Annotated in this window: 21 protein-coding genes; 12 read left to right on the top strand and 9 right to left on the bottom strand. The window is 71.7% G+C overall.

What is annotated here, in order from left to right; translation table 11 throughout:
- Window positions 1–11: 11 nt before the first annotated feature.
- Window positions 12–2,135, bottom strand: a complete 2,124-nt coding sequence (locus tag ABZT74_RS28920; protein WP_356439425.1) for an ABC transporter permease — start codon at window positions 2,133–2,135, stop codon at window positions 12–14.
- Window positions 2,136–2,338: 203 nt separating this feature from the next.
- Here ABZT74_RS28920 and ABZT74_RS28915 point away from each other — a divergent pair, with 203 nt between their 5' ends.
- Entirely contained in the window at window positions 2,339–3,487 is a 1,149-nt protein-coding gene (locus ABZT74_RS28915; protein WP_356176150.1) for a DUF2786 domain-containing protein, read from the top strand.
- 323 nt (window positions 3,488–3,810) lie between these two features.
- Here ABZT74_RS28915 and ABZT74_RS28910 read toward each other — a convergent pair whose 3' ends face one another.
- Both ABZT74_RS28910 and ABZT74_RS28905 read right to left on the bottom strand, forming a co-directional pair.
- A complete protein-coding gene (locus tag ABZT74_RS28910; RefSeq protein WP_356176147.1) occupies window positions 3,811–4,368 on the bottom strand; it encodes a DUF4232 domain-containing protein in 558 nt (185 codons plus the stop codon).
- Between the two features lie 248 nt (window positions 4,369–4,616).
- Window positions 4,617–5,153: a hypothetical protein gene (locus ABZT74_RS28905; protein WP_356439422.1), complete on the bottom strand. Its 537-nt coding sequence runs from the start codon at window positions 5,151–5,153 to the stop codon at window positions 4,617–4,619.
- A 153-nt stretch (window positions 5,154–5,306) separates the two neighbouring features.
- On the opposite strand from ABZT74_RS28905, the gene ABZT74_RS28900 reads away from it, so the two are divergent.
- The 4 genes from ABZT74_RS28900 to ABZT74_RS28885 all read left to right on the top strand — a co-directional run bounded on the left by ABZT74_RS28900 (window position 5,307) and on the right by ABZT74_RS28885 (window position 7,200).
- Window positions 5,307–5,690 (top strand): VOC family protein, encoded by a 384-nt coding sequence (locus tag ABZT74_RS28900; protein ID WP_356439419.1) that lies wholly within the window; start codon window positions 5,307–5,309, stop codon window positions 5,688–5,690.
- 251 nt (window positions 5,691–5,941) lie between these two features.
- Entirely contained in the window at window positions 5,942–6,259 is a 318-nt protein-coding gene (locus tag ABZT74_RS28895; RefSeq protein ID WP_081221716.1) for a metalloregulator ArsR/SmtB family transcription factor, read from the top strand.
- Window positions 6,256–6,717 (top strand): SRPBCC domain-containing protein, encoded by a 462-nt coding sequence (locus ABZT74_RS28890; protein WP_356439416.1) that lies wholly within the window; start codon window positions 6,256–6,258, stop codon window positions 6,715–6,717. The genes ABZT74_RS28895 and ABZT74_RS28890 overlap by 4 nt, the downstream gene beginning before the upstream one ends.
- 240 nt (window positions 6,718–6,957) lie before the next feature.
- Window positions 6,958–7,200, top strand: a complete 243-nt coding sequence (locus ABZT74_RS28885) for a DUF397 domain-containing protein (protein ID WP_355878903.1) — start codon at window positions 6,958–6,960, stop codon at window positions 7,198–7,200.
- A 125-nt stretch (window positions 7,201–7,325) separates the two neighbouring features.
- Here the strand turns inward: ABZT74_RS28885 and ABZT74_RS28880 are convergent, their stop codons facing one another.
- Window positions 7,326–7,844, bottom strand: coding sequence for an ATP-binding protein (locus tag ABZT74_RS28880; protein ID WP_355878820.1), 519 nt, complete (start codon window positions 7,842–7,844; stop codon window positions 7,326–7,328).
- A gap of 337 nt (window positions 7,845–8,181) precedes the next feature.
- Here ABZT74_RS28880 and ABZT74_RS28875 point away from each other — a divergent pair, with 337 nt between their 5' ends.
- From ABZT74_RS28875 to ABZT74_RS28860, 4 genes are all read left to right on the top strand, one after another.
- Window positions 8,182–9,006 carry a helix-turn-helix transcriptional regulator gene (locus tag ABZT74_RS28875; protein ID WP_356176198.1) on the top strand — a complete coding sequence of 275 codons (825 nt, stop codon included), beginning with the start codon at window positions 8,182–8,184 and terminating at the stop codon, window positions 9,004–9,006.
- A gap of 136 nt (window positions 9,007–9,142) precedes the next feature.
- Entirely contained in the window at window positions 9,143–10,603 is a 1,461-nt protein-coding gene (locus ABZT74_RS28870) for an aldehyde dehydrogenase family protein (protein WP_356439413.1), read from the top strand.
- 116 nt (window positions 10,604–10,719) lie between these two features.
- Entirely contained in the window at window positions 10,720–11,268 is a 549-nt protein-coding gene (locus tag ABZT74_RS28865) for a DinB family protein (protein WP_356176133.1), read from the top strand.
- Between the two features lie 28 nt (window positions 11,269–11,296).
- The gene (locus tag ABZT74_RS28860) at window positions 11,297–11,938 is read left to right on the top strand and encodes a PadR family transcriptional regulator (RefSeq protein WP_355878817.1); all 642 of its coding nucleotides are present in this window, start codon (window positions 11,297–11,299) and stop codon (window positions 11,936–11,938) included.
- Window positions 11,939–11,993: 55 nt separating this feature from the next.
- On the opposite strand, the gene ABZT74_RS28855 is transcribed toward ABZT74_RS28860, so the two are convergent.
- Window positions 11,994–13,400 (bottom strand): glutamate decarboxylase, encoded by a 1,407-nt coding sequence (locus ABZT74_RS28855; protein WP_355878814.1) that lies wholly within the window; start codon window positions 13,398–13,400, stop codon window positions 11,994–11,996.
- Between the two features lie 80 nt (window positions 13,401–13,480).
- Window positions 13,481–14,722: an ion channel protein gene (locus ABZT74_RS28850; RefSeq protein ID WP_356439464.1), complete on the bottom strand. Its 1,242-nt coding sequence runs from the start codon at window positions 14,720–14,722 to the stop codon at window positions 13,481–13,483.
- A gap of 211 nt (window positions 14,723–14,933) precedes the next feature.
- Between ABZT74_RS28850 and ABZT74_RS28845 the strand changes: the two genes are divergently transcribed.
- Window positions 14,934–15,704 (top strand): MerR family transcriptional regulator, encoded by a 771-nt coding sequence (locus ABZT74_RS28845; RefSeq protein WP_356439410.1) that lies wholly within the window; start codon window positions 14,934–14,936, stop codon window positions 15,702–15,704.
- Between the two features lie 249 nt (window positions 15,705–15,953).
- On the opposite strand, the gene ABZT74_RS28840 is transcribed toward ABZT74_RS28845, so the two are convergent.
- Window positions 15,954–16,319, bottom strand: a complete 366-nt coding sequence (locus ABZT74_RS28840) for a YbjQ family protein (protein WP_355878808.1) — start codon at window positions 16,317–16,319, stop codon at window positions 15,954–15,956.
- Window positions 16,320–16,459: 140 nt separating this feature from the next.
- Here ABZT74_RS28840 and ABZT74_RS28835 point away from each other — a divergent pair, with 140 nt between their 5' ends.
- Window positions 16,460–17,599, top strand: a complete 1,140-nt coding sequence (locus tag ABZT74_RS28835; RefSeq protein ID WP_356439407.1) for a VTT domain-containing protein — start codon at window positions 16,460–16,462, stop codon at window positions 17,597–17,599.
- Window positions 17,600–17,633: 34 nt separating this feature from the next.
- Here ABZT74_RS28835 and ABZT74_RS28830 read toward each other — a convergent pair whose 3' ends face one another.
- A complete protein-coding gene (locus ABZT74_RS28830) occupies window positions 17,634–19,292 on the bottom strand; it encodes a threonine/serine exporter family protein (RefSeq protein ID WP_356439404.1) in 1,659 nt (552 codons plus the stop codon).
- A gap of 152 nt (window positions 19,293–19,444) precedes the next feature.
- Window positions 19,445–19,936, bottom strand: a complete 492-nt coding sequence (locus tag ABZT74_RS28825; protein WP_355878800.1) for an inorganic diphosphatase — start codon at window positions 19,934–19,936, stop codon at window positions 19,445–19,447.
- A 79-nt stretch (window positions 19,937–20,015) separates the two neighbouring features.
- On the opposite strand from ABZT74_RS28825, the gene dacB reads away from it, so the two are divergent.
- The gene (gene dacB / locus ABZT74_RS28820) at window positions 20,016–21,572 is read left to right on the top strand and encodes a D-alanyl-D-alanine carboxypeptidase/D-alanyl-D-alanine-endopeptidase (RefSeq protein ID WP_356439401.1); all 1,557 of its coding nucleotides are present in this window, start codon (window positions 20,016–20,018) and stop codon (window positions 21,570–21,572) included.
- Window positions 21,573–21,621: the final 49 nt, after the last annotated feature.

Below are 21,621 nucleotides of genomic sequence, written 5' to 3'. Positions count from 1 at the left end.
CCGGCGCTCCCTCACGCCCGTCGCCAGGCCCCGGCCACCGAGGCCGCCACGCCGATCGCCAGGCACACCCCGGCGCATCCGGTCAGCGGGACCCACGGCACGGTCACCGTCACGGGCGCCGACAGCCGGCCGAGGGCTCCCGCGAGTCCGGCGAGGTTCACCGCGGCGACCGCGGCCCCGAGGGCCGCTCCGACGCCGACCGCCAGCGCCGCCTCGCCCGCCACCACGCCCAGCACCTGGCCCCTGGTGGCGCCCGCCAGGCGCAGGGACCGCAGCTCCGCGCCCCGCGCGGACGTGGCCATCAGACACGTGCCCGCGAGCGCGATGCCCGCGTAGACGAGCGCGATGCCGAGGACCACCAGGAACCCGAGCCGGGTCTGCGGCCCGGAGCGCGGTCCGGTCGCGGCCAGCCACTCCGAGGCCGTCCGCACCGTGCCGCCGGACGCGCGCAGCCCGCTCGCGACCGCCGCCGGGTCGGCCCCGTGCCGCATCCGCACGTCGAGCCGGTCGACGTGGGCCCCCGGCGCGTTGGCCACCGTCACATACGCGCCGCCACCGCCCGTGCCCCGCGCCAGCACGGCCGCGATCCGCAGCCGCGCGGGCCGCCCGTCGCCGAGCCGGACGTCGACCCAGGAGCCGACCTCGCGGCGCCGCCACTCCGCGTCGACGACGATCGACCGGTCGTCGAGATCGCGCACGTCCCCCGCGACCACCGGCAGCCGGGTCACCGACGCGAACGCCGCCACGTCGTCCACCGCCCGCGCGTCCGACGGTACGAGCGCGGTCCCGTCCTCGCGGACGAAGACGGCTGTCGACGCGGTCCCGGACACCGTCGCGCCGGGTACCCGTACCTGCCTCAACCGCTCTCCGGTGACGACGAGTTGAGCCGCCGTCCGTTCCCGCGCCTCCGTGGTCCGCGCGCCGGTCACCGTCGCCGCCGAACCGAGCAGCGATCCGGCCAGCGCGACCGTCACCAGGGCCGGCGCGGCCACGGCGGCGGTGCGCCGGACGGACCCGGCGGCGTTCGCACGGACCAGGACGCCGTACGCGCGGGGCAGCCGTCGCAGCGGAAGCAGCCGGACGAGCGGACCGACCAGCGCGGGTGCCAGCACGGCGACCGCCGTGACGAGGACCATCGGCTGGGTCGTGTAGGTCTTGCGCTTCAGCAGGGCCGCCGGGTCCGCGTACAGCGTCCAGGCCGTCAGGCCGAGCCCGGCCACCAGCAGGACCGCCCCGGCCGCCCGCCGGGACCCGGGCATCACCCCCGTGTCGACCGACGCCTCGCGCAGCGCCTCCAGCGGACCGGTCCGCCCGGCGCGCCGAGCCGCCGCCCAGGCGCCTGCCAGCGCCACCGACACCCCGGTGGAGAAGGCGACTCCGTACGGCCAGTACGTCGCTGCCCGCAGGGCGAACCAGGGCGGCGCCACCCCGCCTTCCACCAACTCCCGTACCAGCGTGGGCGCCGCGGCGCCGCCCAGCACGCAGCCGAGGGAGGAGGCCACCAGCCCCACCGCGAGCGCTTCCCCGAGCACCGTCCGCCGGACCTGCCCGGGCAGCGCCCCGGCGAGCCGCAGCAGCCCGAACTCCCTTCGCCGCAGCGCCACCACGAACGCGAAGGTCGACGCCGTCACGAAGACCGCGACGAAGGCCGTCACCCCGGCCGCAGTGCCCAGCAGCGCGTCCACGCCGACCAGCGCCTCGGCGTCCCGGGCGGCGGACGGGTCGGCGAGATGCCGGTCGTCACCGGTCAGCACACGGGCGCGGTCGCCGACGAGACGTCGTACGGCCGGGGCGGGCGCGTCGACGCCGACCGCGTCGCGGGCCGCGCCGTCGGTCCGCACCCGTCCCAGGTTCCTCAGTGCGGCCAGGAGTTCGCCGTCCACAGGGTGTGGATGCGCGAGCGGCTTCGACACCCGATCCGTGTCCGGACCTCGTCGCACCTCCACCGTGACCGTGTCCCGGCCCATCACCACGACCGGCGAGTGCGCGAAGCGTGTCGGCGGACGCGGAGGCGCGTCGGCCGCGGCGGCCAGGCCCAGACCCATCGCCGTCATCACCGCGACCCCGAGCGCGACGGCGACGAAGCAGCCGAGGAACGAGGGCCACCGTGTCCGCAGGGATCGCAGGCTCAGCATGCCCGTCCCTCCGAGGCGGCGGGGGCCGGGGTACTGCGCGGGGGCGCCTGGGAGCGTACGGCGACGGCGGTCCGTGCGGCGGTGTGCGTCATGGCTCCAGCGAACCGTCCGCCGGTCTCCCGGACACGACCACCAGGGGGCGTCCCGAGGGTGGGGCAGGCCATACCCCGAGGGCATCGCCGTGCCCGTGAAACGATCGGGGAATGAGTACGTCCAGCACCGTGGAGCGCGCCTTCGAGGCCGCTCTCTACGCCGACTCCGACGCGGCCCTCGACACCGGCGCCTCCCTGCTAGCCGCCGACCCCGGCTCCGATGCCGAACTCGCGCGGCGGGGACGGGAGTTCGTCACGGCTGCCTGGCGGCGCGGCTGGCAGCCCGCCGACGTCGTACGGCTCGTACGGCGCGACCTGGACGACCTTCACGTACGCCTGGTCACGTCCCTGATCCTCCAGGAGCAGGACGCCGACCGCTCACCCCGGGGCGCGCGCTGGGCCGCGCAGCTCGACGAGCTGGCCACCACACCGCACGACGTCCGCACCGACCGTTTCTCGCACGCCACCGCGGCCCTGGAGCTGTGCCGCCTGCTCCTGCGCCTGCCGTCCATCGAGCCGCTGGAGACACCGCACACGGCGGCCCCGGCGTCCGCCCCGCGCGAGACGCGCATGCTCGGCCGCATCCGCGCCCTCCTCGCCAAGGCGGAGGCGACCGGCTTCCCGGAAGAGGCGGAGGCGCTCAGTGCCAAGGCGCAGGAGCTGATGGCGCGGCACAGCATCGACGAGGCGCTGCTGGCGGCCCGGACCCACGCGAAGGACGGGCCCGGCGCCTGCCGCATCGGTGTCGAGCCGCCCTACGAGACGGCCAAGGCGGTCCTCCTGGACGCGGTGGCCGGGGCCAACCGCTGCCGCGCCGTGTGGAACGACGCCCTCGGCTTCTCGACCGTGGTCGGCTTCGAAGCGGACCTGGAGGCCGTCGAACTCCTCTACACCTCGCTCCTGGTGCAGGCCACGGGGGCGATGGCCAAGGCCGAGGCGGCCCAGCGGGCAGGTGGCCGCAAGCGTACGAAGACCTTCCGGCAGTCGTTCCTCGCGGCGTACGCGCACCGCATCGGCGACCGGCTCGCGTCGGTCGCCGAGGGTCAGGTGACCGCCACGGAGGGGGAGTTGCTGCCGGTGCTCGCGGCCCGCGACGTGGCGGTGGCGAACCACCTGGACGAGATGTTCCCGCAGACCGTGACGACCCGGATGCGCGGAATCACCGACGAGGCCGGCTGGCACGAGGGCGCCGCCGCCGCCGACCGAGCCCAGGTCGCCGCCCGCCGCCACCTCCCGGCCCCGCCCGACGAACCCCGCTGAGCCCCCGCCCCCAAGGGCCGTTGAGGGGCGCGGGGAACTGCGCGACGAGCCCCTACCGGCCGGCGGGGGACGGCGGCCCGGTTGGTGTTGAGGGTCGCGGGGAACTGCGCGACGAGCCCCGACCGGCGGGCGGGGGACGGCGGGCCGGTTGGTGTTGAGGGGCGCGGGGAACTGCGCGATCGGCGCCCACCGGCGGGCGGGGGACGGACGGCCGGGGGTGCTGGGGTGGTGTTGAGGGGGCGCGGGGAACTGCGCGACGAGCCCCCACCGGCCGGCGGGGGCTCGACTGCCGGGCGCTGGCGCGGCGGCAGAGCGGTACGCGCTCAGTCGCCCGCGTGCTGGAACGGCGTCACGCTCGCGTTCGGCGCGCCAGCCGACCCCTTGCCCGCGACCGGGCCGTAGGACCACGGGAAGTCCTGGGTGGCGCCGGCGCCGGGGAAGCCGATCGTGAGGGTCTTGGCGGCCAGGGTCTTCGCGTCGCCCTCCGCGCCCCGTACGTAGGTGATGGTGAAGGACGCGGTGTCGCCCTTGGCGAGGGTCAGCTCCTCCGGCTGCGCGGAGTCGTCGGCGCCGATCTCCACCGCACTCCCGGCCGCCGCCTTCACGGAGAGCCGGGGGACACCCTTCAGCGTGCAGCGCGCGCCCTTGTTGGTGAGGGTGACCGGGATGTTGCCCGTGTCCCCGGCGGCCGTCGCGGCGTTCGCGGGGCCGACCTGGAGACCGGCGTCGCCGATCGCGCAGGCCGCGGTGGCGGCCTTCGTCGCGGAACCGGAGCCGGCCGGGTCGCCGGACTTCCCGGAGCCGCTGGAGCCGCCGTCGTCGCACGAGGTCAGGGCGAGGGCGGCGGCGAGGACGGTGACGGCGATGGGCAGAGCGCGCATGGGTTCCCCTGGGGGTCGGAGCGATGTGCATGGATCATCACGCACGCCGGTCCGCCGATGTCGCGCACCCCTCACCGTTCACCCGACCGGGACCGTTATCGCCCGTTTCTGCCCGCGGTACGCCCCGGTGCCGACCGAATCGGCCCCTCCGGCCACCGAACCGGACCGACCGGGCGCGCGGCCGGGGCGGCACGCTCCCTGCGTCGTGCCGTCGTGCCGTCCTGCCGTCGCGCCCGAAGCCGGCTCGGTCAGGATCCCAGTCCGAGGCTCGCCGTCGGCAGGCCGGTGGGCAGCTTGCCGCCCTCGCTCTTCGTGTACGTCTCCTTGCCGAGCGCGCCCTGCCAAGTGACCTGCAGGGTGGTGCCGTTGACGGAGTCGACCGTGCCGAGGGTGCGGTCCTTGCTGCCGTCCGTGCAGGCGAGACGGATCGTCCGCGTGCCGGACTTCTCGGCGGCGGAGCCGCTGCACATGGTGCCGCCGGTCGCGAAGAGACCCGCCTGCTTGCCGTTGACCATCAGCACGACGGCCTTGCCGCCCGCCGTGGTCAGCCAGCTGCCCGACAGGTCGCCGCCCGGGGAGGACGCGCCGCCGGAGCCGCCGGTGCCGCCGGTGCCGCCGTCGTCCGTACCGGTGTCCGCCGTGGCGGATGTGCCGGCGCTCGTCGGGGTGCTGTCGGAGCCGCCGTCGCCGCCGCTGCTGCAGCCGGTCAGCGCGAGTCCCGCCGCCAGGCCCGCGGCCGCGGCCGTGAGCCGTGCCCGGCGGAACGGGAAGGTCGCCGTAGTCACTGAAGCCCCCAAGGGTGGGTCGGATGCCGCGTCGCCTGAACGGCCGCAAGTTACCAGGACAGTCCGAGAGTTCCCGGAGTCCGCCGTCGGATGCCATAGGTAGGAGATTTCCTACGGTTGACGGGTAGGGAATCTCCTACCTATCTTGGGTTCATGAACATCACCCACGCCTCCTTCGTCACGCTTCCCGTCGCGGACCAGGACAAGGCCCTGCGCTTCTACACGGAGGTCCTCGGCTTCGAGGTCGCCGTCGACCGGGAGATGCCGCCCGGCCGCTGGCTGCAGGTCGCACCCGCCGGGGCGCAGACGGTCTTCACGCTGTCGGGCCCGGGCATGGGCGGTTTCACGCCGGGCGGGAGCCGGGGGATCATGTTGGTCACGACCGACGTCGACGCCGACTGCGCTCGGCTCGCCGAAGCCGGGGTGCCGGTGGAAGGTCCCGACGACCTCCCCTGGGGCCGGATGGCCTCGTTCCGCGACCCGGACGGCAACGGTCTGATGCTGATCACGGAGAAGGCCCTCGACGCGGCCTCGTAGAAGAAGGGTGCGGAGCGCGCCATGACGGTGACCGGAGTGGAGCGGTGACCGGTCCGGACCGGGTGAAGGAACCCGGCGCGGGCCGACCGGCGGGCACGCCCACGCCCGGCTCCGGCTCGGTGGCTGCCTCGGCCCCCGTCACCGCCGCCGCCTCCCCCTCGGCCCCCGTCACCGCCTCCTCGACCTCCCCCTCGGCGCCCGGCACCGGCGGACCGCCCTTCGCCGCCTCGCCGTCCGGTGTCCGCGAGGACCTGCTCTTCGCCGCGCTGGCCAACGGCACCCGGCGTGAGGTGCTCCGGCTGCTGCGGGAGCGCGGACCTCAGCCCGTCCAGGCCCTCGCCGATCACTTCGCCATGCGGCGCCCGAGCCTCTCGGAACACCTCCGGGTGCTCAGGGAGGCCGGACTGGTGTCCGAGGAGCGCGCGGGCCGGCAGCGCATCTACCGCCTGGAGGCCGCTCCGCTGGCCGACGTCCAGGACTGGCTCCATCCGTACGAGCGGTTCTGGCGCGACAGGCTCAAGGGCCTCGGCGACCTCCTGGACCGCATGAGCGACGATGCCGGGACATGAACAACGTTCCGGATGATGACCTCACGACGATCCGCGTCGACCAGTTCCTGCCGCATCCGCCGGCGAAGGTCTGGCGCGCCCTCACCGAGCCCGAACTGCTGGCGCGTTGGCAGATGCCGGGCTCGGCGGGCTTCCGGCTCGAAGTCGGCCACCGGTACACGCTGACGTCCGTCCCGCGCCCCAACACGAACTTCTCCGGCACCGTCGACGTGCGCGTTCTCGCCTTCGAGCCGGAGCGGATGCTGAGCGTCCGGTGGGCCGACGCGGATGTCTCCGGCTCTGTCCACTGGACCATCACATGGACACTGGAACAGGAAGGGCGCGGCACGCGTCTCTTCCTAGTACACGAGGGATTCGATCCGGACGATCCCGCACAGATGATGGCGCGCAAGATCATGGACGGGGGCTGGAGGTCGCATGTGATGCGGGCTCTGGGGAATGCGCTGGACGAGATGTAGTCCGTGCTCACGGGCTGCAGGCCGTAGCCGTCGGCACAACGGTCGGTAGTCAAGAACCGGTTGAAGCTGTAACCGCAGGACCACCCCCCGTGCACGTGCATCTGCCCATGCATCTGCACATGAACAGAGCTATGATCCGAGTCAGTTGACCACTGCATCTATGGCCACCTCAGCCACTGCACGACCGGGGAGCGACCTGTGGACCACGACGTGTTCGACCTGGATGACGTGTACAACGGCATGGCTGACGACGTGTACAACGGCATGGCCGCGACCGAACTCGACGGTGTGGCCTGGCAGAAGAGCAGGCACAGCAACTCGCAGGGTTCCTGCGTGGAGTTCGCGCGGCTGCCCGGCGGCGACGTGGCGGTGCGGAACTCGCGGTTCCCCGAGGGGCCCGCGCTCGTCTACACCCGCGCCGAGATAGAAGCGATGCTCCTGGGCATCAAGGACGGCGAGTTCGACCACCTGATCGCCGGATGACGGATGTGATCGTGGAACGCGCGGCGGGGCCCGGCCACGGGAGGGCCGGCATCGACCGAGGGTAGTCGTCACGCAGCGTTCCGTGACGCGCGTAGAACCGCGGCGCCGGAAGGCGCCGCGGTTCTTCACGCACAGGGGGGAGCGGCTGGTGCCGGTTGCGGCGGCAGCCGGAACAGAGCCCAGACCACCTTGCCGCTGAGCGTCCCGGCGAGCGGGTGCCAGCCCCAGCCGTCGGCGAACGAGTCGACGAGGAAGAGGCCGCGGCCGGATTCCGCGGAGAAGTCGTCCGAGTCGCCGGCGACCGGACTCTCGTGGCTGGGGTCGCGCACTGCGCACACCAGTCGTGAGGTCCAGCGCATCAAGTGCAGCCGTACGGGCGGCCCTTGGTCGTCACGCGGGGTGTCCGAGGGCAGGGCGTGACGCAGTGCGTTGGTGACGAGTTCGGAGACGACCAGGCAGACGTCGTCGAACCGTTCGCCGATGTCCCACTGCTCCAGCGTCCTGCGCGTGAACTGCCGCGCCTCGCGGACCGCTTCGAAGCGGGCGGGCAGAGCGCACGAAGCAGCGCTGCACACGGCCGCGGGATCGAGAGGCGGAAGTCCCTGCCGTAAGGGTTCGAGCATGGTCGATCCATTCGTCCCCATGCGAGGCACTCCCGGGTGTTCGCGGTCGTTGCGATGCAGCGGTGGCGCGGGGACCATGGTTCCGAATGCGCACAGCAGATGCAAGGGCAGATGCACGTGCACGCGCCCGGATTGGACCTTCCTCTCCTGGTTCCTGTGCATTTCTTCTGGCGCAAAATTCCCGTTGTTGACGCTCTGTTGATCTGTTATTGCGCGCCTCCTTTGGCTCCTTTCCGTTTCCGTAACCGAACGAGTACTGCTTGAAGTGTTTTAGTGGCAGACTGCGGCGTCTGGAAGACGGTTGGGGAGGCGGACGAACGTGAGCGCTGGTGAGTCGAGCGGCTCGGTGGTGCGGCGCATGCTGCTGGGGTCACATCTGCGGCGCCTGCGTGAGGCGCGCGGCATCACCCGTGAAGCGGCCGGCTATTCGATCCGCGCCTCCGAATCGAAGATCAGCCGCATGGAGTTGGGACGGGTGAGCTTCAAGACGCGCGACGTCGAGGATCTGCTGACGCTCTACGGCATCACCGACGAGGCGGAGCGCACCTCCCTGGTCTCGCTCGCCAAGGAGGCCAACGTCGCGGGCTGGTGGCACAGTTACTCCGACGTCCTGCCGAGCTGGTTCCCCACCTATGTGGGCCTCGAAGGCGCCGCGCACCTGATCCGCGTCTACGAAGTCCAGTTCGTGCACGGCCTGTTGCAGACCGAGGCGTACGCCCACGCGGTCGTCCGGCGCGGCATGAAGGGCGCCTCCGCGGCCGACGTCGACCGCCGCGTCGCGCTGCGTCTGGAGCGGCAGAAGTACCTCGTCGCCGAGAACGCCCCGGAATTCCACATCGTCCTCGACGAGGCCGCGCTCCGCCGCCCGTACGGCGACCGCGAGGTGATGCGCGGACAGCTCCAGCACCTGATCGACGTCTCGGAACAGCCCAACGTCCGGCTCCAGGTGATGCCGTTCAGCTTCGGCGGGCACTCCGGCGAGAGCGGCTCCTTCACCCTCCTCAGCTTCCCGGAGTCCGACCTCTCGGACGTCGTCTACCTGGAGCAGCTGACCAGCGCGCTCTACCTGGACAAGCGCGAGGACGTCACGCAGTACGAGAGCGCGCTCAAGCAGCTCCAGCAGGACAGCCCCGGGCCGTCCGAGAGCCGCGATCTGCTGCGGGGTCTCCTCCAGCTCTCCTGATCGCCGCCACGGACTTGCCAGGTCACCTTCAACTCCCTTGAAACACAAGTACGATGACGTGTGATCAGACCGTGATCGGATGTCCGCTGCCCCGGGCCTGGAGCCTGCCTCGGCAGCACAGGGATTGAGGGAGCGCATGTCGTCCTACTTCACCGACCTGGCCCAGCAGTACATCGACGGCGAGTGGCGCCCGGGTAGCGGCTCCTGGGACATCATCGACTTCAACCCGTACGACGGCGAGAAGCTGGCCTCGATCACCATCGCCACGGTGGAGGAGGTCGACGACGCCTACCGCGCCGCCGAGCGCGCCCAGAAGGAATGGGGCGCCACCAACCCGTACGCGCGCCGCGCCGTCTTCGAGAAGGCTCTCGCCCTCATCGACGAGCGTGAGGCCGAGATCACCGAGGTGATCATCGCGGAACTGGGCGGCACCCGCCTCAAGGCCGCGTTCGAGCTGCACCTCGTCCGGGAGTTCCTGCGCGAGTCGGTCCAACTGGCGCTGCGTCCCGAAGGCAAGATCATCCCCTCGCCGGTCGACGGCAAGGAGAACCGCCTCTACCGCGTCCCGGTGGGCGTCGTGGGCGTGATCAGCCCCTTCAACTTCCCCTTCCTGCTGTCGGTCAAGTCCGTCGCCCCGGCCCTCGCGCTCGGCAACGGCGTGGTCCTCAAGCCGCACCAGAACACGCCGATCGTCGGCGGGTCCCTGGTCGCGAAGATCTTCGAGGACGCGGGGCTGCCGGGCGGCCTGCTGAACGTCGTCATCACCGACATAGCCGAGATAGGCGACGCCTTCATCGAGCACCCGGTGCCGAAGGTCATCTCCTTCACCGGCTCCGACAAGGTCGGCCGGCACGTCGCCACGGTCTGCGCCGCGAACTTCAAGCGCTCGGTCCTCGAACTGGGCGGCAACAGCGCCCTGGTGGTGCTGGACGACGCCGACATCGACTACGCGGTCGACGCGGCGGTCTTCAGCCGCTACGTCCACCAGGGCCAGGTCTGCATGGCCGCGAACCGTGTCCTCGTGGATCGCTCCGTCGAGGCCGAGTTCACCGAGAAGTTCGTCGCCAAGGTGCGGGCCCTGAAGGTCGGCGACCCGAGCGACCCGCAGACGGTGATCGGCCCGGTCATCAACTCCTCGCAGGCGGACGCCCTGGCGGGTGCCGTCGAGCAGGCGATCGCGGAGGGCGGCACCGCTCTGGTGCACGGCACGACCACGGACAACCTGGTCTCTCCCTCCGTCCTGACCGGTCTGCCCGCCGACTCCGCGCTGCTGCGGCAGGAGGTCTTCGGGCCCGTCGTCTTCCTCGTCCCCTTCGACGGCGAGGAGGAGGCCGTCCGCCTCGTCAACGACACCCCGTACGGGCTGTCCGGCGCCGTCCACACCGCCGACATCGAGCGCGGCGTGAACTTCGCCAAGCAGATCGACACCGGCATGTTCCACGTCAACGACGGCACCGTCCACGACGAGCCCCTCGTCCCGTTCGGTGGCGAGAAGCACTCCGGCACCGGCCGCCTGAACGGCGAGACGACGGTCGACGCGTTCACCACCACGAAGTGGATCTCCGTGCAGCACGGCCGCAGCCGCTTCCCCTTCTGACCGCGGGACGCTCCTTCTCGCGCACCCGGGCCCTTGCGGACAGAACCTGACCGCAAGGGCCCGTAGCGTCCATCGGTGTCAGGCAAGAGGACCCGATGGGACGAGAGGGGCCGGTCATGGTCACGCATGTGCGAGCCGAGGAGCAGGGCGACGAGCGCGGGGCACTGCTCGCCTTCATCGAGGAGCAGCGGGGCGGTGTCCGCCGGGCGCTCCTCGGACTCTCCGAGGAACAGGCCGCGAGCCGGCCGAGCGCGAGCGAACTGTCCCTGTCGGGGCTGCTCAAGCATGTCGCCGAGGTCGAGCAGACATGGATCGCGCGCGCCCGGGGCGAGGCGCCCGCCGTGCGGCGCGACGAGTCGAACTGGCACGAGTGCTTCGTCCTGGCCGAGGGGGAGACCATCGCCGGGCAGCTCGCTTACTGGGAGAAGGTCGCCGCCGAGACCGAGGCGTTCCTGCGCTCGGTGCCGAGCCTCGACGACACCTTCGCGCTCCCGAACGACCCCTGGTTCCCGCCCGAGGGCCGCGTCTCGATGCGCTGGGTGGCCCTGCACCTGATCCGCGAGACGGCCCGTCACGCGGGTCACGCCGACATCATCCGCGAGTCGCTGGACGGGAAGACGGCCTTCGAACTGGTCGCGCAGGAGCAGGGCACCTCCTGGGGCTGACCTCCCCGGCCGCCTTAGGCTGGGCGGCATGTCAGCGATCCGTCTCCTCGTGCTCGGCGCGGTGCGCCAGCACGGGCGGGCCCACGGCTATCAGGTGCGCAACGACCTGGAGTACTGGGGCGCGCACGAGTGGTCCAACGCCAAGCCCGGCTCGATCTACCACGCGCTCAAGCAGATGGCCAAGCAGGGACTGCTGCACGCCCACGAGATCGCGCCGTCCACGGCCGGCGGCCCGCCCCGCACCGAGTACGAGATCACGGACAGCGGCACCGAGGAGTTCCTGGCGCTGCTGCGCGCCTCCCTGACGGCGTACGACCAGAAGATGGACGTGCGGTCGGCGGGCATCGGCTTCATGGTCGACCTCCCGCGCGCGGAGGCCGTGGCCCTTCTGAAGGAGCGCGTCGGGAGGATCGAGGAGTGGCGGGCGGCCGTCACCGGGCACTACGTGCCCGAGGGCGGCCCCGAACAGCTCGGCCACATCGGCGAGATCATGAACCTGTGGGTCCACTCCGCCGATGCCGACGCGGCGTGGACCCGCGGCCTGATCGCCCGCGTCGAGGCCGGCGCGTACACCTTCGCCGGGGAGGGCGCGCCGTTCGTCGGGATCCTCGCGCAGGGCGAGGAGAACCCGTACGCGACGGGCGAGCGGCACCCGGAGGACGCCCGCTGACCCGACCCGCTGACCCGCCCCGGCGGCCCGACCGGGTGAGCGCGAGCGGCTCGCCCTAGTGGTGGAAGCTCGTCGCCGTGCTCTTGTCCTGGGGCAACGGGTGGGACTGGCGGCGCAGTTCGGGCAGCAGCCGCTTCAGGTCGTCGATGAACAGCTCGGCCAGGTCGGAGGTGAAGCCGTTGCGGCACACCACACGCAGCACCGACAGGTCCTGCCGGTTCTCGGGGAACGTGTACGCCGGGATCAGCCAGCCGCTCTCACGCATCCGCCGGGACACGTCGAACACGTCGTACGAGGTGATCTCGGGGGCGGTCGTGAACGCGAAGACCGGCAGCTCGTCGCCCCGGGTGATGAGCCGGAAGTCGCCCAGGCAGTCGACCCGTTCGGCCAGACCCCGCGCCACGTCCCGGGTGGTCTGCTGCACCGTCCGGTAGCCCTCGCGGCCCAGGCGCAGGAACGTGTAGTACTGCGCGACGACCTGTGCTCCGGGGCGCGAGAAGTTGAGCGCGAAGGTCGGCATGTCACCGCCCAGGTAGTTCACCCGGAAGACCAGCTCCTCGGGCAGGTCCTCGGGGGTCCGCCACAGCGCCCAGCCGACACCCGGGTACACCAGGCCGTACTTGTGGCCCGAGGTGTTGATCGACGACACCCGGGGCAGCCGGAAGTCCCAGATGAGGTCCTCGTCGATGAAGGGCGCGACCATCGCGCCGGACGCGCCGTCGACATGGACGGGGATGTCGAGGCCCGTGCGCTCCTGGAGCGCGTCCAGCGCCGCGCACAGCTCCTGGATCGGCTCGTACGACCCGTCGAAGGTGGAGCCGAGGATGCCGACGACCCCGATGGTGTTCTCGTCGCACAGCTCGGCCGCCGCCTGGGGGTCGAGATGGAACCGGTCGCCCTCCATGGGGACCTGGCGTGCCTCGACCTCCCAGAAGTTGCAGAACTTGTCCCAGCAGACCTGGACGTTCACCCCCATCACCAGGTTGGGCCGGGCGCCGGGGTAGCGGTCGGCGTTCCGCTGCGCCCAGCGCCGCTTGAGCGCCATGCCGGCGAGCATGCACGCCTCGCTCGACCCGGTCGTCGAGCAGCCGACCGCCGTCGACGGATCGGGCGCGTGCCACAGCTCGGCGAGCATCGCCACGCAGCGCCGCTCCAGCTCGGCCGTGCGCGGGTACTCGTCCTTGTCGATCATGTTCTTGTCGCGGCACTCCGCCATCAGCATCCCCGCCTGCGGTTCCATCCAGGTGGTGACGAAGGTGGCCAGGTTCAGCCGGGAGTTCCCGTCCAGCATCAGCTCGTCGTGCACGATCTGGAGCGCGGTGGTGGGCGGCAGCGGGCCGTCCGGGAGGCGGTGCTTGGGCGGCGCCTCGACCATGCCGCTGACCGGGTTGGTCTCCCCGTAGAACGGGTTGACGGACATCGGGGTTTCCTCGTGTGCCTGGTGGCCCTTGTGGAGCGGCATGGGCTTCTCCCATCGTTCTGCGGGACGGAGCGTCCCCTTCGTTCATCGGATGCGGGCACTCCCGCGGTTCACGGATCGGGTCATCGGATCGCGGTCCCGTCCTCGCGCAGCTGCATCTGGGGCCGGCCGGTCACCAGCAGCCAGGCCGGCAGGGAGGCGATGCACAGGAGGGCGATGATCGAGGGCGAGGACACCAGGACGGCCGCCGTGAACAGGCTGACCCAGCCCTGCCGGGTGATCGCGAGGAGCATGCCGAGCACCCCGGCGGCCAGGCCCAGCGACGCCGGGACCGAGGGCACGAGCGCGTGGGCGCACAGCCCGAACGCCGCGCCGGCGAACACCGCCGGGAAGATACGGCCGCCGCGGAAACCGCAGCTCGCCGCGACCACCAGGGCCGCCAGCTTCACCACGGTCATCAGCGCCAGCCGGCCGGCCGAGTAGCCGTCCGGGTTCTTGGCCAGCTCCGCGACCTGGTCCAGGCCCTTGAACAGGGTCAGGGAGCCGCCCAGACAGCCGAGCAGGCCGAGGACGAGGCCGCCGACGGGAAGCGCCACCATGGGGTGACGCAGGCGCCTGAAGACCTTGTGGACATAGGGGAAGACGTAGACCCCGGCCATGCCCAGCACCGCAGCGGCGGAGGCGATCACCAGCGCGGACAGGACGTCGGTCCAGCCGGGGTCACCGAGCGGGGGCAGATCCAGGTCGAAGCTGGGATGGCCGATCAGCGCCGTCGTCATCGAGCCCACCGACGCCGCCGTCAGCGGGGCGAAGAGGTTGTCCCACAGCATGCCCTTCACCTGGCGTCCGGCGAGCGCCTCCGAGATGACCAGCGCCGCCGCGACCGGCGTACCGAACAAGGCGCCGATGGTCGCGGCCTCGGCCAGGGTCACCCACAGCTCGCCCGGGGCGGCCGGCGCGAATCTGCGGCCCGCCCAGAAAGCCAGCGCCACGTTGACCGCGATGATCGGGTTCTCCGGGCCGAGGCTCGGACCGCCGGCCAGCATCAGCGCCGTCGCCACAAGGAGCCCCGGGAGGATGACGAGGGCCATCGGGGAGGCCTGGAGCCCCAGGGTCGCCGGGTCGGGGCCCGCGTGCCCCGGGGCCTTCCACACGACCAGGCCGACCAGGACGCCGGTGGCGGTGAGCATGACGATCATCCACAGGGAGGAGTAGCGGCCGACGCCGAGCGCGTCCGGCAGCGTCGACCACAGCACGTCCTTGAGCTGGTCGGCCAGCTCGCTCACGCCCACGAAGAGGAGACTGGCGACCGCGCCGACGACGACGGCCGGGAGGAACAACGGCAGCAGGGTCCGTGCGCGCATCGCCCGGGAGGGGGCGGGCCCCGGGGGAGCCGCTTCGTCGGTCACGGGCTCACCCTAAGCGCGCGAAACGGACATAACATCCCGAGCGGTCGGCGGGGTGTGACGGCCGAGCGGGCGACGGGGAGGGCCCGGACCGGACGGTGGGCCGGGGCTTGCACCTCACGTCGCGTGAGGCCCCATCGTGAGGCGCGTACCGAGGAAGGAGCGGACGTTGAGCTACTCAGTGGGCCAGGTCGCCGGTTTCGCCGGGATCACGGTGCGCACGCTGCACCACTACGACGAGATCGGCCTGCTCGCACCCGGCGGACGCAGCCACGCGGGGCACCGGCGCTACAGCGAGGCCGACCTCGACCGGCTGCAGCGGATCCTGTTCTACCGGGAGCTCGGCTTTCCGCTCGACGAGGTCGCCGCCCTGCTCGACGATCAGGCCGACGGGAAGGCCGACGCGCGCACCCACCTGCGCCGTCAGCACGGCCTGCTGACGGCCCGGATCGAGAAGTTGCAGAGGATGGCGGCGGCCGTGGAGCACGCCATGGAGGCACGGACGATGGGTATCGACCTGACGCCGGAGGAGCGGTTCGAGGTCTTCGGGGACAAGGACCCGGAGGCACACGCGGAGGAGGCCGAACGCCGCTGGGGAGGCACGGACACCTACGCCGAGTCGCAGCGCCGCGCGGCCCGCTACACGAAGGACGACTGGAAACGCATGCAGGCGGAGGTGGCGTCGTGGGGCGAGCGGTACGGCGCCCTCATGGAGGCCGGTGAACTGCCCGAGGGCGAGCGGGCCATGGACCTGGCCGAGGAGCACCGGCAGCACATCACCCGGTGGTTCTACGACTGCACCTACGAGATCCACCAGGGGCTCGGCGTGATGTACGTCGCCGACGAGCGCTTCAAGGAGTTCTACGACTCCATGCGGCCGGGGCTGGCCGAGCACCTGAGGACCGCGATCGCGGCGAACGCGGCCCGCGCCGGCGGGTGAGGACACGGGTGACGACCGGGCGCGGGCACAGGGGCCACGGGCGAGGACCGGCCGTAGCCACACGGGCGCCGGACCGGCCATAGGCGCACGGGCGAGGTCCGGCCGCCGGCAGAGAGGTGCGGTCCGGCCGTACGAAGACGAGTAAGGGGTGACCGTCCATGACGGCCGCCCCTTACCCGTACCCGCCGTCCGCGTTTCCCGCGGCCGGCGTTCGCGCTACTCCCGCGCTACTCCCGCGCTACTCCCGCGCTACTCCTTCACGAGGACCACGGCCGTGCCGTAGGCGCACACCTCCGTGCCGACGTCCGCCGCCTCGCTCACGTCGAAACGGAACATCAGCACGCCGTTGCCGCCACGCGTGCGTGCCTGCTCGACGAGCCGTTCCATGGCCTGGTTCCTGGTCTCGACCAGCGTCTTGGTGAGCCCCTTGAGCTCACCGCCGATCATCGACTTCAGACCCGCGCCGATCTGGCTGCCCAGATGACGCGAGCGCACGGTGAGGCCGAAGACCTCACCGATGACCCGCTCGACGCGGTAACCGGGTACGTCGTTCGTCGTCACGACCAGAATGTCCGACTGGGGACCCTGGCCGCCTCCGTATTCTTCGATGCCCATGGCTCACAGCTTTGTCGCAGTCGGCGCACAGTGCATCCTGGAGCCACGGGTGGAACCTGGGGTGGACCCATTGCGTTGATAGCTTTGGTCGGCCGAACAGGACCGCCGCACCTCCCTTCACCCCTCAGGAGCCCGGAACCGTGACGACGCTTGCCCTAGGTCCAAGCTGGCTGGATCCGAACACGCTCCTGGACAACTTCGGCATCTGGGGTCTGCTGCTCATCGTCTTCGCCGAGTCCGGTCTGCTCATCGGCTTCTTCCTGCCGGGCGACTCGCTGCTCTTCACCTGCGGTCTGCTGATCACGGCGGGCACCCTGGACTTCCCGCTGTGGGCGGCGATCCTGCTGATCTGCGTCGCCGCGATCCTCGGCGACCAGGCGGGCTACCTCTTCGGCAAGAAGGTCGGTCCCTCCCTGTTCACCCGCCCGGACTCCCGCCTGTTCAAGCAGGAGAACGTGGTGAAGGCCCACGAGTTCTTCGAGAAGTACGGGCCCAAGTCCCTGGTGCTGGCCCGCTTCGTGCCCATCGTGCGCACGTTCACGCCGATCATCGCCGGCGTCAGCGGTATGAAGTACCGCTCCTTCATCACGTTCAACGTCATCGGCGGCGTCCTGTGGGGAGCGGGTGTCACACTGCTCGGTTCCTGGCTCGGCAACATCGAGTTCGTGCACAAGAACATCGAGGCGATCCTCATCCTGATCGTCCTCGTGTCGGTCGTCCCGATCGCCATCGAGTTCCTGCGCGCCCGGTCCAAGGCCAAGAAGAACCCGCCGCGGGAGCAGGACCTGCCCCCGGCCGCCCACACCCGCCCCGCCGCGCCCGTCATGGACGACGCGACCCGGCCGCTGCGCGTACCGCCGGTCCAGGAGAGCCAGGACCCGTACGGCTACCAGGGCCACGACCAGGCGTACGGGAACAACGGCCACGACGGTTCGTACGGCCATCAGGGTCAGGCCCAGGGCCACGACCCGTACGGCAACCAGGGCCAGGACCCCTACGCGAACCAGCACCAGAACCAGCACCAGGCCTACGGCTACCCGCAGCAGCAGTACCAGGAGCCGCAGCAGCAGTACGGCCAGGGACAGGGCGGCTACGACCAGCAGCAGTACGATCAGGGCTACCAGCAGGGCTACGACCAGGGGCAGTCCCAGCAGCCCCAGCAGCCCCAGCAGGGCTACGACCCGCGTCAGGGCAGGCGCCGGCCGTACCCGCAGGACCCGTCCCAGCAGCAGTACGGCTCGGAGCAGTACCCCTACGGCCAGGGGAACGGCCGGAACTGAGGCCGCCGGGCCGCCCTCGCGGCGGCCGCGGACCTCAGAATCCGCGCGTCCGCTTGGCGGCCCGACGGCCGCCGGCGGAGCCGCCCGGCAGCCGCAGGAAGAGCCGCGAGATCTCCGATCCGAGGTTCACGCCGATCGCGATGGCCATCGCGAGGGCCGCCGCCTTGGTGAGCGAGACCAGCCCCTTGTCGACGTTGTTCTGCGCGATCGACAGCAGCCCGAAGTAGGTGGCCGAACCGGGCAGCAGGGGCCCGATCGCGGCCGTGGTGTACGGCAGCGCCGAGGCGAACCGGTAGCGCGACAACAGCTGCCCGAAGAGCCCGACCAGGCCCGCGGCGACGGCCGTGGAGGCCACCGGGGAGATGTCGCCCGCGTAGCGCATCGCCCCATACACCGACCAGGCCACTCCGCCGTTGAGGGTCACGGCCAGCACGGTGGACCGCTCCTGCTGGAGCAGCACCGCGAAGGTCAGCGACAGCAGCATGGACGCGGCGATCTGCAGCAGCGGCCGTTCGGAGATGTTCAGCGCCGCGTCCGGGTTCAGCTCCGCGCCCAGCTTCACGCCGAAATAGAGCACGAGCAGGACGCCGGCGACGATGCCGACGAAGAAGTACATGACTTCGAGCAGGCGCGCGGACGCGGTGATGTAGAAGCCGGTCAGACCGTCCTGCACGCCCGCGACGAGCGCCCGCCCCGGCAGCAGCGCGAAGAGCCCACCGGTGATCACGGCGGACGCCTTCACGTCGACGTGCGCGACTGTGAGCGCCACCCCTATCGCGGCGGGCGGCATGGCGGCGACGGTGAACTGGTAGAACTCCGGCAGCCCGCGCCCGGCGCACAGCCACGCGAGCCGGTCGCCGAGCATCGCGCCGAGCGCCGCCGCGACGAACACGATCGCGTCACCGCCGACGAGCACGGAGGCCGCACCGGCCAGCAGCCCGCCGGACGCCGTGAGCACCCATCCGGGGTACGGGTGGCGGTTGCGGCGCATCTCCGCGAGGCGCCCGTAGGCCTCCTCCAGGGAGATCGCGGTCTCCGGGTCGCTGAGATCGTCCACGAGCCGGTACACGGCCGCCAGGCGGGTGTAGTCGGTGCCCCGGCGGCGGACCGTCCGTGACGCCGTCACCGGGTCGTCCACCAGGGACGGCTGGTGCGAGATCGACAGCAGCGTGAAGGTGACGGTCGGCTCGCAGCGGTCGAGGCCGTAGGAGCGGCAGACCGCGAACATCGCCGTCTCCACGTCCTCGGCGCCCTCACCGCCCGCGAGGAGCAGCTCGCCGATCCTCAGCGTCAGGTCGAGCACACGCGGGACGGCGGGGCCCGAGTCGTCCCCCTTGTGGACGGGCTCCGGCGCGGGCCGCTCGGTCACCGGCATACGCAGCATCGTGCGCATCCGGTCCTGCCAGGGGGCGTCCTTGGTCAGGCTGACCGAGGGGGTGCCGTTCGGCGGGGTGAAGGCGGGAGGGGCCTGCCGCGCGCTGTACGTGGCCGGGAGGCTGAACGCCGAACCCTCCTGCTCGGGCGCCGGCGCCTGTGCGACGTCGAGCCCCTTGGGGAGGGCGAACTCCGAGGTGGTCGACGACTCGTCGTCCACCGTGGCCGATCCCGTCGCCGCGAGACCGACAGGCGGACTGAAGGCGCTCCTCGCCTCGTCCGACTGCGGCTTGCGGTCTTCCGCTTCCGGGTCCGCCACCAACTCCCGCCTCGCCTTTCGCCTGTCTGTGGATCTTCTTCTAACCTCCGTATGCCTCAGTATGCGTACGGATACGAGAACGGGCCGCGCGGCCCCCGGGGGGATCGCACGGCCCGTTCGGAATCGGGGCGGCCGGGGCCGCCCACGGCAGGTCAGTGACCGCCCGACTCCTTGGCGCGCTTGTAGGAACGCTCGATCTCGGCCTCGGCGTCCGTGCGGCCGACCCAGTCGGCGCCCTCGACGGACTTGCCGGGCTCGAGGTCCTTGTAGACCTCGAAGAAGTGCTGGATCTCCAGGCGGTCGAACTCCGACACGTGGTGGATGTCGCGCAGGTGCTCCACACGCGGGTCGTGCGCCGGGACGCACAGCAGCTTGTCGTCGCCGCCGGCCTCGTCCGTCATCCGGAACATGCCGATCGCGCGGCACTGGATGAGGCAGCCGGGGAACGTCGGCTCGTCCAGGATGACCAGGGCGTCCAGCGGGTCGCCGTCCTCGCCGAGAGTGTTCTCGACGAAGCCGTAGTCGGCCGGGTAGCTGGTCGAGGTGAAGAGTCGACGGTCCAGACGGATCCGACCGGTCTCGTGGTCCACCTCGTACTTGTTCCGTGAACCCTTCGGAATCTCGATCGTGACGTCGAACTCCACCGGTGGCTCCTCCATGATCAGCACATAGTTCTGGTGGTTAAGTGTCCCTCACGCAGGTGGGTGATCGCGAAAGGGGCTGGTGATCGTGCCAGAGCTGAGGGCTTGGCGGACCGCGAGACCGCATCTGGTGCGGGTCGCGCGGACGGTGAAACCGCATGTGGTGCGGGTCACCCGAGCCGTGCGGCCCGGCGCCGTGCGATTCACGACACCGCAGCTCACAGCGGTCGCCGCCACCGTGGGCCTGGCGCTCGCGGCCGGTGCGGTGACCGTGGCCGGTCCCTGGGACTCCACCGGCCAGCGTACGGCGGAGCACGACTGGGCCGCATCGCGGGCACCGGAGGGTGGCACAGATCACGCGGGCGCGGCCGGTGCCGCCGCGACGGCACCCCGGCCCGCCCCCAGTGCCGCCTCCGTCCTGGCCGGCCTGAGCCGCTCCACGGGCGCCGTGCCCGCCCCCGCCGAGAAGGCCCTCAAGAGCGTCCTCGACCCGCTGCTCGACGACCCCGTCCTCGGCGCCCGGCGCACCGCCGTCGTCGTCGACGTGGCGACCGGCAAGCGGCTCTACGGCAAGGGCGCCGACGAGGTCCAGACCCCGGCCTCCACCACGAAGATCGCCACCGCCGTCGCGGCCCTCGCGGCACCCGGCCCCGACCACCGCATCACCACGCGTACGGTCCTGGAGCCCGACACCAAGGAGGTCGTGCTGGTCGGCGGCGGCGACCCGACGCTGACCGCCCGCAAGGTCACCGACGGCTGGGCGAGCCTGCGCACCCTCGCCGACCGGACGGCCGCCGCGCTGAAGTCCCGTCACATGAAGCACGTGACGCTCTCCTACGACACCTCGCTCTACACCGGCCCGGTACTTCACCCCATCGGGGTCAACGAGAACATCGCCGCGGTGACGCCCCTGATGGTCGACGAGGGCCGTCTGGACGACACCACGAGCGGTACGGCCGTCCGTGCCCCGGACCCGGCGGCCGACGCGGCACGGAAGTTCGCCGACCTGCTCCACGCCCGCGGCATCGACACGACCTCACCGGGCCTCTCGAAGGCGACGGGCCGCTCGAAGCCCCTCGCGTCCGTCTCCTCGCCGCCGCTGTCCGCCCTCGTCGAGCGCATGCTGACCAACAGCGACAACGACATCGCCGAGGCCCTCGCCCGCCAGGTCGCCCTCGCCACCGGCGCCGACCCCAGCTTCGACGGCGACGCGAAGGCGATCCACGCCCGGCTGAAGAAGCTCGGACTGCCGCTCGCCGGCGCGCACTTCGCGGACGGCAGCGGCCTGAACCGCGCCGACAAGGTCTCCGCCGACCTGCTCACCGCCCTGCTGGCCGCGGCCGGCGACCCGGACCACCCCGAACTCCGTACGGTCCTCACCGGCCTGCCCATCGCCGGCTTCACCGGCACGCTCAGCACCCGGTACGCCGACGCCCCCACGGCCACCGGCGTCGTCCGCGCCAAGACCGGCACCCTGACGGGCGTGAACACCCTCGCCGGAACGGTCGTCGACGCGGACGGCCGCCTCCTCGCCTTCGCCTTCATGACGTCCGACGAGGCGAACCCGCCCAATCCGTTCGCCGCGCGGTCCGCCCTCGACCACACGGCGACGGCGCTGGCGTCCTGCGGCTGCCGGTAGCCGCGACGCGGCGGGACGGACGGGGCCCGCCACGGCGCCAGGACGAGCG

Source organism: Streptomyces sp. NPDC005302 (assembly GCF_040607345.1).
GTDB lineage: Bacteria > Actinomycetota > Actinomycetes > Streptomycetales > Streptomycetaceae > Streptomyces.
This window is presented reverse-complemented; position numbering and strand designations above follow the sequence as displayed.

What these genes read in the sequence shown, in the direction of transcription:
- ABZT74_RS28875 (WP_356176198.1), top strand. Translation starts at nt 8,182, where the DNA reads ATGCTGCTGGGGTCACATCTGCGGCGCCTGCGTGAGGCGCGCGGCATC.
- ABZT74_RS28870 (WP_356439413.1), top strand. Translation starts at nt 9,143, where the DNA reads ATGTCGTCCTACTTCACCGACCTGGCCCAGCAGTACATCGACGGCGAG.
- ABZT74_RS28885 (WP_355878903.1), top strand. Translation starts at nt 6,958, where the DNA reads ATGGCTGACGACGTGTACAACGGCATGGCCGCGACCGAACTCGACGGT.
- ABZT74_RS28865 (WP_356176133.1), top strand. Translation starts at nt 10,720, where the DNA reads ATGGTCACGCATGTGCGAGCCGAGGAGCAGGGCGACGAGCGCGGGGCA.
- ABZT74_RS28890 (WP_356439416.1), top strand. Translation starts at nt 6,256, where the DNA reads ATGAACAACGTTCCGGATGATGACCTCACGACGATCCGCGTCGACCAG.
- ABZT74_RS28880 (WP_355878820.1), bottom strand. Translation starts at nt 7,844, where the DNA reads ATGGGGACGAATGGATCGACCATGCTCGAACCCTTACGGCAGGGACTT.
- ABZT74_RS28840 (WP_355878808.1), bottom strand. Translation starts at nt 16,319, where the DNA reads ATGGGCATCGAAGAATACGGAGGCGGCCAGGGTCCCCAGTCGGACATT.
- ABZT74_RS28855 (WP_355878814.1), bottom strand. Translation starts at nt 13,400, where the DNA reads ATGCCGCTCCACAAGGGCCACCAGGCACACGAGGAAACCCCGATGTCC.
- ABZT74_RS28915 (WP_356176150.1), top strand. Translation starts at nt 2,339, where the DNA reads ATGAGTACGTCCAGCACCGTGGAGCGCGCCTTCGAGGCCGCTCTCTAC.
- ABZT74_RS28860 (WP_355878817.1), top strand. Translation starts at nt 11,297, where the DNA reads ATGTCAGCGATCCGTCTCCTCGTGCTCGGCGCGGTGCGCCAGCACGGG.
- ABZT74_RS28850 (WP_356439464.1), bottom strand. Translation starts at nt 14,722, where the DNA reads ATGCGCGCACGGACCCTGCTGCCGTTGTTCCTCCCGGCCGTCGTCGTC.
- ABZT74_RS28900 (WP_356439419.1), top strand. Translation starts at nt 5,307, where the DNA reads ATGAACATCACCCACGCCTCCTTCGTCACGCTTCCCGTCGCGGACCAG.
- ABZT74_RS28920 (WP_356439425.1), bottom strand. Translation starts at nt 2,135, where the DNA reads ATGCTGAGCCTGCGATCCCTGCGGACACGGTGGCCCTCGTTCCTCGGC.
- ABZT74_RS28910 (WP_356176147.1), bottom strand. Translation starts at nt 4,368, where the DNA reads ATGCGCGCTCTGCCCATCGCCGTCACCGTCCTCGCCGCCGCCCTCGCC.